We start from the raw sequence: 13,931 nt of genomic DNA on the forward strand, positions 1-13,931 counted from the left end.
TTTTCAGATAAAAAGAGGTGTTTCCTATAAAAAAACGAATGTATGTACATTTATAAGAATTTCTAACCAAAATTAAAGGAGGAACATCATGTCTATTCAAAACATTTCCTTTCTCGGTGCAGGCTCTATTGCTGAAGCTATTATTGGTGGCTTGTTACATGCAAATGTTGTTAAATGTGAACAAATTACTGTAAGTAATCGTTCTAACGAGACAAGATTACAAGAGCTACATAAAAAATACGGTGTCAAAGGTACTCATAATAAAAAAGAATTACTTACTGATGCAAATATTCTTTTTCTAGCAATGAAACCAAAGGATGTTGCAGAGGCGCTTATCCCTTTTAAAGAATACATAAATAATAACGTGCTTATTATTTCATTACTAGCAGGTGTTTCTACTCACTCAATTAGAAAACTACTTCAAAAAGACGTTCCAATTATTCGTGCAATGCCAAATACATCCGCAGCCATTTTAAAATCAGCTACCGCTATCTCCCCTTCGAAACATGCAACAGCGGAACATATTCGCACTGCAACATCTTTATTTGAAACGATTGGTCTCGTCTCTGTTGTAGAGGAAGAAGATATGCATGCTGTCACTGCATTATCCGGAAGTGGACCTGCTTATATTTATTACGTAGTGGAAGCTATGGAAGAAGCTGCAAAAAAAATTGGTTTAAAAGAAGATGTTGCAAAATCACTTATTCTTCAAACGATGATTGGTGCTGCTGAAATGCTAAAAGCAAGTGACAAACACCCTTCTATTTTGCGAAAGGAAATTACTTCTCCTGGCGGAACTACCGAAGCAGGTATTGAAGTATTACAAGAACATAAATTTCAACAAGCACTTATTTCTTGTATTACACAGGCAACGGAACGATCACATAATCTTGGAAAAACATTAGAACAACTAACAAAAGAAAAATAAAAAAAGGAGCTCAAGTTTATTTGAGCTCCTTTTTCTATAATTACACTTAGTTATTGTTCTTCCCAAAAATCTCTTCTTGCAGGCGACGACCAGTCGGCGTTGCTGCAAGTCCACCTTCCGCTGTTTCACGAAGTGCTACTGGCATCGTTTGTCCGATTCTAAACATTGCCTCAATTACTTCATCACATGGAATTGTACTCGTTACACCAGCTAATGCTAAATCTGCTGAAATCATCGCATTTGCAGCTCCTGCTGCATTACGTTTTACACAAGGTACTTCTACAAGTCCTGCAACAGGATCACACACTAAACCAAGCATGTTCTTTAATGAAATTGCCATCGCTGTAGCTGCTTGATCTTGTGTTCCACCAGCCATCTCAACTGCAGCTGCAGCCGCCATTCCACTTGCTGAACCAACTTCAGCTTGGCATCCTCCTGCAGCACCAGAAATACAAGCGTTATTCGCAACAACCATACCGAAAGCTCCTGCTGTAAATAAGAATTCAATCATTTCTTCACGTGTAGGCTGCAATTTTTCTCTTAGCGCAAATAGTACACCTGGCACTGTTCCAGCAGACCCTGCTGTTGGTGTTGCACAAATAATTCCCATCGCTGCGTTTACTTCATTTGTTGCAACAGCTTTGCTTACTGCATCCAAAATCGTATCTCCAGATAAGCCTTTTCCACTCTTCATATACGCTTGAACTTTTACAGCATCTCCACCAGTTAAACCAGTTGGTGATTTCACGCCGCGAATACCACGTTCTACTGCTTGTTCCATCACGACTAAGTTCTTTTCCATACCAGCAATTACTTCTTCACGTGAAATACTTCTTGTTTCCATTTCACATTGAATCATAATTTCTGCGATTTTTACATTTTGTTCTTTAGCTTGCGCCACTAGTTCCGCTGCGTTCCGAAACATGGTGTGTCCCCCCTGCAATTAATCCATAATAGTTACTTGACAAATATTTTGTTGCGCTTTTATTTCTTCAATCACTTCATCTGCTAATAATTCATCTGTTTCAATAACCATAAGCGCTCTTCTTCCTTTTTCTTTACGAGAAACACTCATTGTACTAATGTTAATCTCGTTTGTAGCAAGGATTGAAGCTACTGCTGCAATAGCACCAAAGCGATCGTTATTTACAATAAGTAGTGCTGGACTTGTGCCTGATAATTGAAGATCGAATCCGTTTAATTCTACAACTTCAATTTTACCGCCACCAATTGAGCAAGCAACAACTTCAATTTCTTCTTCACCTTTATACAAACGAATTTTCGCTGTATTTGGGTGAGGTGCATTGGCATCTTCTTCAATGAATTCCACTTCAATTCCGCGCTCTTTTGCTATTTCTAGCGCCTCTGGAATACGTAAGTCATCTGTTTCAAATCCTAATATTCCACCGATTAGTGCTACATCCGTACCATGCCCTCGATACGTCTTTGCAAATGATCCATATAACGAAATGCTTACTCTTTCTGGTTCATGACGAAACAGCTGGCGAGCAACTTGCCCCATTCTTGCCGCGCCTGCTGTATGTGAACTTGATGGTCCAATCATAACTGGACCGATAATATCAAATACTGAGCGATACTTCATCATAACTCCCCCTAAACCTCTATGCAAAAATTTATTCTACTATTCTATTAACCTGCTACATCTGTCGCTTTTCCAGTTGTACCACGAATTTGTTCTGCTGTATGAATTGGATAATTTTTAAATAAAAGTAATCCAATATAACCTGAAATAATACCAGTTATAATAATACATAAGAATCTTAGCATTATTTTCATTAAAAAATGATATAAGATAATCCACAATAAAGTCTGGTAGCAATCCAAAGTTTAACACAGAAGCCATTGCAAGGATAGCATAAACAAGCGATATCTTTCCTATTATAATTCTCATGTTACTCTCTCATGGTTTAGTCAACTTCACTTGTTACGATAATAACTAAAAAGCATGTGACTTATCATAAATTATAATCTGCCCTCATTATAGCTTGTTTTTTATAAAACGCTTACTTTTGTTGAATTTTAAAAGTTCTGAATAAAAGTCCATTCCTGCTATTTGTATCACTTGTATGTCATCTGACTTATATAACAGTTTTTCTAAATAATCATTATTTCGTATTTTTATCGTATATATTCAAACCATTCTAATTTTCTGTATCATCCAAGTATAAGTATAAAATAATAACAGTTTTATTTTTAAATTTTTTTAGACATAAAAAAATGGCAACCCACCGTTACCATTTTTTACAAAATTATTATTTTTCTACTGGGAATGATTTCAAATCTGTCGCTATTTCTGTATTAGAAAACAACTCTCTTGCCTCTTTCAATAATTCCTTATATGTATCTCCTTGATAGCGAGAACTAATGTGAGTTAAGATTAATCGCTTCGCATTTGCCTGAAGTGCAATGCTCGCAGCTTGCTTAGATGTGGAATGAAAATAATCATGCGCTTGTTGCTCATCTTCTGCTGCGAAAGTCGCTTCATGGACAAGTACATCTGCATCTTGCGCAAGCTCCCTACTTGCTTCGCAATATCGCGTATCACCTAAGATAGTAATAATTCTTCCTTTTTGAGGTGGGCCGATAAACTCATTTCCATTTAATATCGTGCCATCCTCTAATTCAACTACTTCTCCATCCTTTAAACGTTTAAAGATTGGACCTGGTTTCACACCCATCTCAAGCAACTTATCAACTAAAAGAGCACCTTGTATATCTTTCTCTACAATACGATATCCAAAACATTCTATACCGTGTGACAATCTTTTCGTTTCTACATAAAATTCATTATCTTCAAATACGGTACCTTCTTCTGTTATCTCCACAACTTCAAGTGGATATTTCACATGTGTCGTACTTACCGATAATGCCACTTCAATAAATTGTTTAATTCCTTTCGGTCCATACACCGTTAAAGGCGTAGTTCCTCCTTGAAATGAACGGCTACCTAATAAACCAGGCAATCCAAAAATATGATCGCCATGTAAATGCGTAATAAATATTTTTTCAATGCGGCGCGGACGTACAGATGTATGTAATATTTGATGTTGCGTGGCCTCGCCACAATCAAATAACCAAGTTTGTCCTCGTTCTTCTAACAATTGTAAAGCAATTGCTGAAACGTTCCTTCCTTTTGAAGGAACACCTGCACCAGTTCCTAAAAATACAAATTCCACTTTCTTTCCTCCAGCTCTAAATATACTCTATCTCTCATCTTACGGAATGTTATTTCAAATGGCAAATTGAATTTACATAACCAATCATCTAGACAACTATATAGCACGAACGTTATACTCAAAAAATTTAGCGATCGTTCGTGTTTTGTGTTAAAATGATTATACTACATTTTAAGGGAGCGTTTTATTATGAAAGAAGTATTTCGTTTACAAACTGATTTTTCATCTTCATTTGATCGCTGGGTAAGTTCTTTCGTGTCTGATCACCCAGCACAATTAGAATGGACAACTTTAAAGGAATTAATCCATGAATATACAACATCACATACAAATGATACGTTACCAGCATATATTTCTTCAGCTTTAACATATTACGCCCAACGCGTTTCAACTACAAACAGTTCAGAGATTGTTATTTTTGAAAACCCTACAATCTCGTAATCTATAATAAAAAAGCACTGGTTACAGTGCTTTTTTATTTATACTTATTTAGCAAATGATTATATTCCGTCCAAAAGTCTGTATACATACTTTGATCAAACTCATCTAAAATTATCTTTTCACTTGATTTATTGAATAATTCTTTTGCTTGTAGCGCAAAAGAAACAATTTGTTTTCTATATTCATTTTCATTTACTTCTATATGAAGCCCTTCATAGTATATAGCCTTTTGATCAGTAGAAATAACTTTGACAAAATCCTTTAAAACCACATTTTCACCTATATGGTTTATAGTCCAATGAATTAAAATTGGGCATCCTAACATGAGCATAGTGCCACATCCGTGCAAAATAAGCCCCTCTTCATTTTCAATATCACAAATATATTCTTTATCTAAAGTTCGTAACAGAGCTAAAGCTGATTCACTTATTCCCCATTCCTCATCCATACCTGTTTGTGTAATAATCGTTCCATCCACATTTAAATAAATTTCCCCGTGAGAACATAAATCTTCCTGCTCATTAAACAACCACTTTTGATTCTCAATATTTATAATAAAATTTTGTGGTACCATTACAAATTCCCCTTTTATAAAAATATTTATTTTCCACATTATTTATAATTAATATCATGTATTCCATCCCATATATCTATTATAAATCCATTTAATATTTTAAAAACACAGATAAAAAAGATATTGACACTACGATTTTACAGTGCTAACATTCAACATGTAATTGAATATGGTCTCTGTTAGGTGAGGCTCCTGTATAGAGAAACGCTGCTGCCCAAAAATGTCGAGAGACGCCAATGGGTCAACAGGAACGGTCGGATTAAGGCCCTTCTTAATGTAGCTGGTTATAAAAACCTATGCTATACAGTGCTAAAACTCAACGAGGGAGAGGTGCATGTATTTTGTCATACACAAAAACTGTTTTTATTTATGTCTACTAGCAGTCTTTGTTGTGGACTCTTTTAACTGCGAATTCAGACCTTTACTCGTTTTGAGTAAAGGTCTTTTTACGTCTATATGCACCTTACTATGAAACAAACATAGCATATTCAGAAACTACTAAATTGTACGGAGGTGAGGAACAGTTGGCAATTGATGATTCGGCCCAGATACCCATACGTTTTACATTCATATTTCATCATGTAGGTAGGAAAGAAACTGTTCCTCACCATTTCAAATAGTTAGTTAGGTAACAGATTGTTTCCTCCTTCATGACAGAGGAGGAACTACCGATGTTTAATTTACAAAGACAAGAAACAAAGCATGCTTATGAGCAAGATAGCATGAAAACAAATAACGAATTATTAGTGGAGGTTGCAACACAAGATGTAATCTCTGCGTTAAAACTTCTAGAAACAACACAAGATGGATTATCTAAACAAGAAGTGGCTCGTAGACTTTCTTTATACGGTCCGAACGAAATAGCTCATAATAAAATGGCGCCGTGGTACATTCAATTTCTGCTGGCATTTAAAAATCCATTTATTTTCGTTTTATTAGCTCTTGGAGCACTCTCCTTTTTCACAGATGACATACAAGGAACAATTGTCGTATCTGCAATGGTCCTACTTAGTGCAACGATTCGGTTTTCCCAAGAATTTCGTTCTCAAAAAGCTGCCGATAAGTTAAAGGCTATGGTTCGAACAACTGCGAGCGTATTTAGAATAAATGGATTTGTACATGAAACAAAAAATGTAACGAATTTAAATCGAAATTACACAACAGAAATTCCAATTGAAGAGCTTGTACCTGGCGATATTATTTCCCTTTCAGCTGGTGATATCGTTCCAGCTGATGTGCGTGTTGTATCCGCTAAAGATTTATTTGTTAATCAATCTTCTTTGACAGGGGAAGCACTTCCTATAGAAAAATACGAACACTGCTACCATACAGAAAATAAGCATATCTTACCGAAAAACATGAAAAAAAATTACAATCCACTCGATATGGAAAACCTTTGCTTCATGGGAACAAATATTGTAAGTGGTAGCGCAAAAGCTGTTGTCATCTCAACAAGTACCGATACGTATTTCGGCTCTTTAGCAAATAAGGTAATCGGAAAGCGTGTAGAAACAAGCTTTGATAAAGGTGTAAACAAAGTAAGCTGGCTCTTAATTACATTCATGCTTATTATGGCGCCTATCGTCCTTCTCATTAACGGATTCACAAAGGGAGATTGGCAAGAAGCTTTCTTCTTCGCTATTGCCGTTGCTGTTGGTCTTACACCTGAAATGTTACCAATGATTGTAACTGCTAATTTAGCTAAAGGTGCCGTTAACATGTCTAAACAAAAAGTAATTGTAAAACAGCTAAATTCTATTCAAAACTTAGGTGCTATGAACATTCTTTGTACAGATAAAACCGGAACTTTAACAGAAGATAAAGTTGTCCTTGTTCGTCACTTAGATTCTAGTGGAAATAAATGCAATCGTGTCTTGCAATTTGCCTATTTAAATAGTTTCTATCAAACTGGATTGAAAAACTTAATAGATAAAGCTGTTATTAAGCATACAGAGGAAAACAATACATTTGACCCATCAGCTTTTCAAAAGCTAGATGAAATTCCATTCGATTTCGCCCGCCGGCGTATGTCAGTCATCGTAAAAGATATTTCAGGTGAACATACAATGGTTTGTAAAGGTGCCGTAGAAGAAATTTTATCAATTTGCAACTACACTGAAGTGGATAAAAAAATCGTTACACTCACTGAGGAAATACGCTCAAATGTCAAAAAACTAAGCGAGACATTGAATAGTGAAGGTATGCGGGTTATTGCTGTGGCTTATAAAAAAGATAGAAACATAAATGATAAAGAGTACGCAGTAAAAGACGAAACTGATATGATTCTCGCTGGATATATCGGCTTTTTAGATCCACCGAAACCATCTGCAGCAGCTGCAATTCAAGCATTACAAAAGCATGGTGTACAAGTAAAAATTTTAACTGGCGATAACGAAATTGTTACACGAAAAGTTTGTAAAGAAGTTGGATTAGATATCGGCGAACCAATCCTCGGTTACGAGATTGATTCTTTACCAGATAAAGCATTAGCAAAACTTGCTGAAGAAACGACTGTATTTGCGAAGCTTAATCCAATGCAAAAATCTCGCATTATACACGCATTACAAGGAAACAGACACACTGTAGGTTACATGGGAGACGGCATTAACGATGCTGTAGCATTACGTGAAGCTGATGTCGGAATATCTGTTGATACTGCTACTGATATTGCGAAAGAAGCTTCTGATATTATTCTACTCGAAAAAAGTTTAACTATATTAGAAGCCGGGATTGTAGAAGGACGTACTACATTCGGAAATATTTTAAAATATATTAAGATGACAGCTAGCTCTAACTTCGGTAATGTGTTTAGCGTGTTAGTAGCAAGTGCTTTCATTCCTTTTTTACCGATGCTTGCCATTCATCTTTTAATTCAAAACTTACTTTATGATATTTCACAACTTTCTATTCCATGGGACAAAATGGATAAAGAGTTTCTAGAAAAACCCCGAAAATGGGATACTGCAAACTTACGAAACTTCATTATTTGTATCGGCCCAATTAGTTCCATATTTGATATTATCACATACGTAGTCATGTGGAATGTATTTGGCGCAAATACACCGAGCGAGCAATCATTATTCCAGTCCGGTTGGTTTGTGGTTGGATTGTTAACTCAAACTTTAATTGTTCACATGATACGAACACAGAAGATTCCATTTATTCAAAGCACTGCATCAACACCCGTCGTTTTATTAACCGCTCTTATTATGGCAATCGGGATTTATATTCCATTCTCACCACTTGGTGCAGCCGTTGGTTTACAAGCATTGCCACTTAGCTACTTCCCTTGGTTAGTAGGAATACTATTAGGCTACGCTTTTTTAACACAATTCCTGAAAAAGCTTTATATTAAAAAGTTTCATAGCTGGTTGTAAAAATAAGAATGAGTGGGTATTCCCCGCTCATTCTAAAAGACATAACACATATTTATATATGGAGGTGACCATGATGGTATGGTACGACATTATATTCAGATTAGTTATAGCAATTATTGTAGGAGCTTGCATCGGAATGGAAAGACAATGGAGACATCGAATGGCTGGGTTACGGACAAATGCTCTCGTATCACTTGGTGCCTGTATATTTGTTTTATTATCCGTCATGCTTGATCATGATGCTAGCCCCTCACGCATTGCTGCTCAAGTCGTTAGTGGCATTGGTTTTTTAGGGGGTGGCGTTATTATCCGCGATGGTTTTAGTATTAGAGGGCTAAATACGGCAGCTACTTTATGGTGTGCAGCTGCTGTCGGTACTCTTACAGGCGCCGGTTTCCTCGTTGCAGCTATATTAGGTGCAGCCGGCGTGTTACTAGCAAATATACTTCTTCGCCCAATTGCTCTTTTTATGAATAAAAAATCAAAAGAAGAATCACCTGAACAAACGAACTACTTACTTTCCCTTACTTGTTCAGAAGAAACTGAAGCACATATTCGTTTTTTACTTATGCATATGGTAAGTACAGAAGGGCTCAGTTTAAAAGAGTTGTATAGTGAAGATGTAGATTCTAATCAAAAAGTTTGTATACAGGCTATATTACATTGCAAGACAAATGCAGCTATCTTAATTGAAAAAATAGTAAGTAGAATGCTATTAGAATCTGGCGTTACTGGAGCTGGATGGAAGACTTCTTTAGATTTAGAAGCGAGTTAAATAGGAAAGGTGTCATGATTTTTACTACTTCATGACACCTTCTACATAAATTTATTTTCTAACTTTTGTTGAAACGACTTCTCTTGCTTACGTAGTAGTTGACTACCTCGTTGTAAAAGCAGTGTTCCATACTTATCATTAATTTGATCAATGACAGCAAGTAGCGGTTCTTTTTTTGCATCCTCTTCAAATGAAAACAAATCTAATTGTTTCACCGATTCTGTCTTCCACTCTATTTCAGTAGCTGTAACACCTAGTAAACGAACGGAATCACCATCCCAATGTTGCTTCCATAAACGGGATGCTGCTTGAAAAATATCGCGTTCTTCCCAAATCGCATTTTTCAATTGCTTACTCCGTGTTACTGTTCGTCTATCATGGTATTTAATCATAATTTGAATATTATAGCTGACAAGGGTTCGCTTTTGTAACCTTTTACTCACTGACTTTGATAAACGTTCTAACATATCAAGTAATTCTTTCTCTTCATCCATATCCTTTGAAAAAGTCATCGAGTTACCGACACTTTTATGCTGTCCCATTTGACTCGGATCCACTTCCCTATCATCCATACCTTTTGCACGCCTTTGCAAATCAACACCGTGCTTGCCAATTTTAGCGCGAATGATATGCTCGTCTCCCTTTGCCAACTGTTCAATTGTCTGTATATGAATATCATTTAATTTTTCAGCTGTTTTCTCACCAATTCCATGCATTGCTCCAACTGGACGTGGCCAAATCAGTTCTGGAATATCGCGTTTTCGAAGCACGGTAATACCAAGTGGTTTTTTCATATCTGAAGCGGTCTTTGCTAGGAAAAGATTTGGAGCGATTCCAATACTACACGGAAGCTGCAACTCTGTTAATAGTGCTTGTTGAATCATCTTTGCTATTTCAAGAGGAGAACCAAGTGCGTAGCAATCTGTAATATCTAAATATCCTTCATCTATTGAGACTGGTTGTATCTTTTCTGTAAAACGGGAAAGGACTTGAAACATTTGAAATGAAGCTTCGCGATATAATGTGAAATTAGGACGCCTTACAACTAATTGCGGGCATAACCTTTTCGCTTCCCAAAGGGGCATCGTCGTACGTATTCCGTATTCTCTCGCCTCATAACTACATGTTATGATAATTCCTTTTCTCTCTTTTTCATTTCCAGCAACCGCTAATGGCTTTCCTTGTAATGATGGATCATGAGCAATTTCAACAGATGCGAAAAAGCAATTCATATCTACATGTAAAATTACACGACCATTTTTCGGATACATTTCTCGCATAGTACTCACTCCCTAATCAGAACGTTCGTTCTTTTATTATATCAAATTTTGCACAATAGTTATAATAATTACTTGTTCTTTTTTATAATCCATATAAAGAGGATACACATGTGAAAGAGGCTGATTATGGTGAAATTAACTATATGTTCCTTGTAGTTATATTAATCATCATAATTATTTACTCCTTCCAATTTTCAACATGAATACGTTTGGATTTTTCTCTCGTCTAATATTATATACTGCTATGATTTTTCTTGTATTGGCTTATACGCCTTGTAAAAACAATCGAATCAAAATAAAAAGCGTGTAAATCACAATTGATTTACACGCTTTTTCTATTCTATTACTTCGCTACTTCTTCAATAATTGCAACAACTAATTCTGCTGTTTTTGCTAACTCTTCAACAGGAATCTTCTCGTTTGTTGTATGAATTTCTTCATAACCAACTGCCAAGTTAACTGTTGGGATACCGTGTCCTGCAATTACATTTGCATCACTTCCGCCACCACTTTGGTGAAGAGAAGGTGTACGACCAATTTTTTCAGCTGCACGTTTTGCAACTTCTACAACGTGATCGCCATCAGCAAATTTAAATCCTGGGTACATAACGTTTACTTCAACGTCTGCATGACCACCCATTTCTTTTGCAGTTGTTTCAAATGCTTCTTTCATTTTCGCAACTTGTGCTTCCATTTTCTCATTGATTAAAGAACGAGCTTCTGCAAAGATTTGTACATGATCGCAAACGATATTCGTTTGTGTACCACCTTCAAAACGTCCAATGTTTGCAGTCGTTTCAGAGTCAATGCGACCAAGTGGCATCTTCGCAATTGCTTTCGCTGCGATAGTAATTGCAGATACACCTTTCTCCGGTGCTACACCAGCGTGAGCTGTTTTCCCGCGAATAATTGCGTTCACTTTCGCTTGTGTTGGAGCTGCAACAACGATTTCACCAACTTTTCCATCGCTATCTAATGCGTAGCCATACTTCGCTGTAATACGCTCACGATCTAAAGCTTTTGCACCAACAAGACCTGATTCTTCTCCGACTGTAATAATAAATTCAATTTTACCGTGAGAGATATTTTTCTCTTTTAAAACACGGATTGCTTCGAACATTGATGCTAATCCAGCTTTATCATCCGCGCCCAAAATTGTTGTACCATCTGATACGATATATCCATCTTTAATAGAAGGCTTAATTCCATTACCAGGAACTACTGTATCCATATGAGAAGTAAAGTAGATTGTATCAACACCATCTTTTGTTGCTGGTAAAGTACAAATTAAGTTACCTGCACCATGACCAGTTACAGCCATTGTGTCATCTTCAAATACTTCTACACCTAAATCTGTAAATTTCTTCGTTAATACTTTGCAGATTTCTGCTTCAAATTTCGTTTCAGAATCTACTTGTACTAATTCCATAAATTCATTTACTAAACGTTCTTGATTAATCATAAGACTGCGCCTCCTGCACTACCATTATGTATGTAACACTATTAATTATAACAGAATTTCGCAAAAGTTTCGAAATACAAGACAAAAAACAGATGGTTTACATGTCTAGATAACCATCTGCTTTCTATTACTCATTTAACAATACCCAGCGCATATGATCCTCCCACACGCCATTTACCATTAACATCTTCCTAGACACGCCTTCATATTGAAAGCCTATCTTCGTCACTACTTGTATAGATGCTAAATTACGAGGCATAATCGGAGCTTCTATACGATGTAACTGAAATCCCTCAAAAGCAACTTGAATTGCTTTTCTAAGCGCTTCTGTCGTATACCCTTTGTTTAACTCTGCTTTATCTAATTTATAACCGAGTACACAAGATTGATAAATGCCACGAACGATTAAATTAAATGAAATACACCCAATTATTTTCGTATCATCACCCTTTTTAAAAATCCATAGTCTGATGATTTTCCCTTCTTCGAACTCTTTGCTATCCTTTTGCAACTTTTTCTTTTGATAATCTAGCGTAAAAAAATCATCCGGTCTATACTCTTCCCAAGCTTTTAAAAACTCACGATTTCTGTCGTAATATTGAAGAACTGTTTCAGCATACGACTCATCAATTTCCTTTAAATATAAACGATCTGTTTCGTATATTTTCATCATCGTATCTCCATTCTTCAGCTTGCCCAACTAAAAATTAACAATATACCCTTTTACTATATTCTCTACACACACTCAAATTTCCTGTTATATTTTGCAACCCCTTCCCGAATTTTGTCCTTACTCTCCCCTTGTCCATAATTTCATTTCTCGTTACAATGAAATTGTACTGATTTGCAAGGAGGTATAACGATGCATAAAAAAGCTCAAAAAATTATGGTTTATGTGATGCTAATTTCTATGCTTGTAACAACATTACTTGCTGGCGCGAGTATGTTTTGGTAAAAAGGGCGATGTGTTCGTCCTTTTTTTACTTTTTACACATGACAAAATAAACCATCTCGACATCGAGATGGTTTATTTTATATAAAACACAATCGCTACAATACTAAAGGAAAATGACATTACAAGTGCTATTACAAAACTTGTATATTGTTTCTGCTGAAATGCCCCAATAACAAAAGTGAGATTAAGTAATGCCATACATACAATCGCTACAAGATAAGAACATATATTAAAAGTTGCCAATATGAATGTAATAACAAATAGAAATCCCATAAAAAACTGCATATACGAAAGTTTTGGATTCAAGTACATATAAGCAACCCCTTTATCTAATTTTATCTTTCTATACTTTCATTAACGCATGGTTATGTACACATGTCAAGACAACTTATTACAATAGAAAAAGCCAACCTTTTCGTTGGCTTCTTCATATGCAACGGCTCCTTTTTCTTTTGCCAATTGCTGAAATGATTTTTTCGATTTCACAATCCATACTTTCGTTCCAATTGGAATACGATCAAACAAATATTCCACATCGTTTTTCTTCATTCTTATACATCCTTGTGAAATATACTTTCCAATTGAACTCGGTTGGTTTGTTCCATGTATTCCATATTTACTTCCATCAGTTCCTCTTGCATTAAATCCAATCCACCTGGATCCAAGTGGATTTTTTGGCGATCCACCTGGAATATCCTTCGCAATGTAATACGGATCCTTCGCTTTCATTACAACATCAAAAGTTCCTTCTGGAGTTAATTCATTCGTTTTCCCTGTCGCTACTGGAAAAACCTTTTGAATCTTTCCATCGTCAATGTAAGCTAATTTATTCGTTGCTTTATTTACAATAATAAAAGGATCTCCGGCACGTGGATTATCCCCAAGAGGCCAAATCGGCGATAAAGAAAGACATAATATGATAGAGAGAAGATACGGCATAGA

At 36.0% G+C, this 13,931-nt stretch carries 15 protein-coding genes and 1 riboswitch; of the genes, 5 read left to right on the plus strand and 10 right to left on the minus strand.

The window, feature by feature from the left end; translation table 11 throughout:
• The first annotated feature begins 88 nt into the window (after nucleotides 1–88).
• A complete protein-coding gene (gene proI / locus ATL10_RS11575) occupies nucleotides 89–928 on the plus strand; it encodes a pyrroline-5-carboxylate reductase ProI (RefSeq protein ID WP_000027242.1) in 840 nt (279 codons plus the stop codon).
• 46 nt (nucleotides 929–974) lie between these two features.
• Here proI and sdaAA read toward each other — a convergent pair whose 3' ends face one another.
• From sdaAA to rnz, 4 genes are all read right to left on the minus strand, one after another.
• Nucleotides 975–1,853 (minus strand): L-serine ammonia-lyase, iron-sulfur-dependent, subunit alpha, encoded by an 879-nt coding sequence (gene sdaAA / locus ATL10_RS11580; protein WP_000489461.1) that lies wholly within the window; start codon nucleotides 1,851–1,853, stop codon nucleotides 975–977.
• 18 nt (nucleotides 1,854–1,871) lie between these two features.
• Nucleotides 1,872–2,531, minus strand: coding sequence for an L-serine ammonia-lyase, iron-sulfur-dependent subunit beta (sdaAB, locus tag ATL10_RS11585; RefSeq protein ID WP_000877449.1), 660 nt, complete (start codon nucleotides 2,529–2,531; stop codon nucleotides 1,872–1,874).
• A 47-nt stretch (nucleotides 2,532–2,578) separates the two neighbouring features.
• Nucleotides 2,579–2,725 (minus strand): hypothetical protein, encoded by a 147-nt coding sequence (locus ATL10_RS31850; protein ID WP_000699983.1) that lies wholly within the window; start codon nucleotides 2,723–2,725, stop codon nucleotides 2,579–2,581.
• 476 nt (nucleotides 2,726–3,201) lie between these two features.
• On the minus strand, nucleotides 3,202–4,125 hold the full coding sequence (rnz, locus tag ATL10_RS11595) for a ribonuclease Z (protein WP_000397454.1): 924 nt from the start codon (nucleotides 4,123–4,125) through the stop codon (nucleotides 3,202–3,204).
• Between the two features lie 189 nt (nucleotides 4,126–4,314).
• On the opposite strand from rnz, the gene ATL10_RS11600 reads away from it, so the two are divergent.
• Entirely contained in the window at nucleotides 4,315–4,566 is a 252-nt protein-coding gene (locus ATL10_RS11600; RefSeq protein WP_000665709.1) for a DUF3932 family protein, read from the plus strand.
• Between the two features lie 34 nt (nucleotides 4,567–4,600).
• Here the strand turns inward: ATL10_RS11600 and ATL10_RS11605 are convergent, their stop codons facing one another.
• Entirely contained in the window at nucleotides 4,601–5,140 is a 540-nt protein-coding gene (locus tag ATL10_RS11605; protein WP_048563888.1) for a hypothetical protein, read from the minus strand.
• A gap of 168 nt (nucleotides 5,141–5,308) precedes the next feature.
• Nucleotides 5,309–5,476, plus strand: a riboswitch (M-box (ykoK) riboswitch).
• A gap of 335 nt (nucleotides 5,477–5,811) precedes the next feature.
• On the opposite strand from ATL10_RS11605, the gene mgtA reads away from it, so the two are divergent.
• Together mgtA and ATL10_RS11615 are read left to right on the plus strand one after the other, a co-directional pair.
• On the plus strand, nucleotides 5,812–8,517 hold the full coding sequence (gene mgtA / locus ATL10_RS11610) for a magnesium-translocating P-type ATPase (RefSeq protein WP_000482681.1): 2,706 nt from the start codon (nucleotides 5,812–5,814) through the stop codon (nucleotides 8,515–8,517).
• Nucleotides 8,518–8,590: 73 nt separating this feature from the next.
• On the plus strand, nucleotides 8,591–9,292 hold the full coding sequence (locus tag ATL10_RS11615; protein WP_000262339.1) for an MgtC/SapB family protein: 702 nt from the start codon (nucleotides 8,591–8,593) through the stop codon (nucleotides 9,290–9,292).
• Nucleotides 9,293–9,333: 41 nt separating this feature from the next.
• Here ATL10_RS11615 and ATL10_RS11620 read toward each other — a convergent pair whose 3' ends face one another.
• The 3 genes from ATL10_RS11620 to ATL10_RS11635 form a co-directional block, all read right to left on the minus strand.
• Entirely contained in the window at nucleotides 9,334–10,572 is a 1,239-nt protein-coding gene (locus ATL10_RS11620) for a DNA polymerase IV (protein ID WP_025118230.1), read from the minus strand.
• 343 nt (nucleotides 10,573–10,915) lie between these two features.
• Nucleotides 10,916–12,034 carry a tripeptidase T gene (locus ATL10_RS11630; protein WP_000609816.1) on the minus strand — a complete coding sequence of 373 codons (1,119 nt, stop codon included), beginning with the start codon at nucleotides 12,032–12,034 and terminating at the stop codon, nucleotides 10,916–10,918.
• A gap of 127 nt (nucleotides 12,035–12,161) precedes the next feature.
• Nucleotides 12,162–12,707, minus strand: coding sequence for a GNAT family N-acetyltransferase (locus ATL10_RS11635; protein WP_100910393.1), 546 nt, complete (start codon nucleotides 12,705–12,707; stop codon nucleotides 12,162–12,164).
• A 189-nt stretch (nucleotides 12,708–12,896) separates the two neighbouring features.
• Between ATL10_RS11635 and prli42 the strand changes: the two genes are divergently transcribed.
• On the plus strand, nucleotides 12,897–12,989 hold the full coding sequence (gene prli42, locus ATL10_RS31255) for a stressosome-associated protein Prli42 (protein ID WP_000549037.1): 93 nt from the start codon (nucleotides 12,897–12,899) through the stop codon (nucleotides 12,987–12,989).
• Between the two features lie 72 nt (nucleotides 12,990–13,061).
• Here the strand turns inward: prli42 and ATL10_RS11645 are convergent, their stop codons facing one another.
• Both ATL10_RS11645 and ATL10_RS11650 read right to left on the minus strand, forming a co-directional pair.
• The gene (locus ATL10_RS11645) at nucleotides 13,062–13,301 is read right to left on the minus strand and encodes a DUF3894 domain-containing protein (RefSeq protein WP_000281167.1); all 240 of its coding nucleotides are present in this window, start codon (nucleotides 13,299–13,301) and stop codon (nucleotides 13,062–13,064) included.
• Nucleotides 13,302–13,367: 66 nt separating this feature from the next.
• Nucleotides 13,368–13,928, minus strand: a complete 561-nt coding sequence (locus ATL10_RS11650) for a L,D-transpeptidase (protein ID WP_001146564.1) — start codon at nucleotides 13,926–13,928, stop codon at nucleotides 13,368–13,370.
• Nucleotides 13,929–13,931: the final 3 nt, after the last annotated feature.

Origin of the sequence: Bacillus sp. 196mf (assembly GCF_003217275.1) — a bacterium.
GTDB lineage: Bacteria > Bacillota > Bacilli > Bacillales > Bacillaceae_G > Bacillus_A > Bacillus_A thuringiensis_S.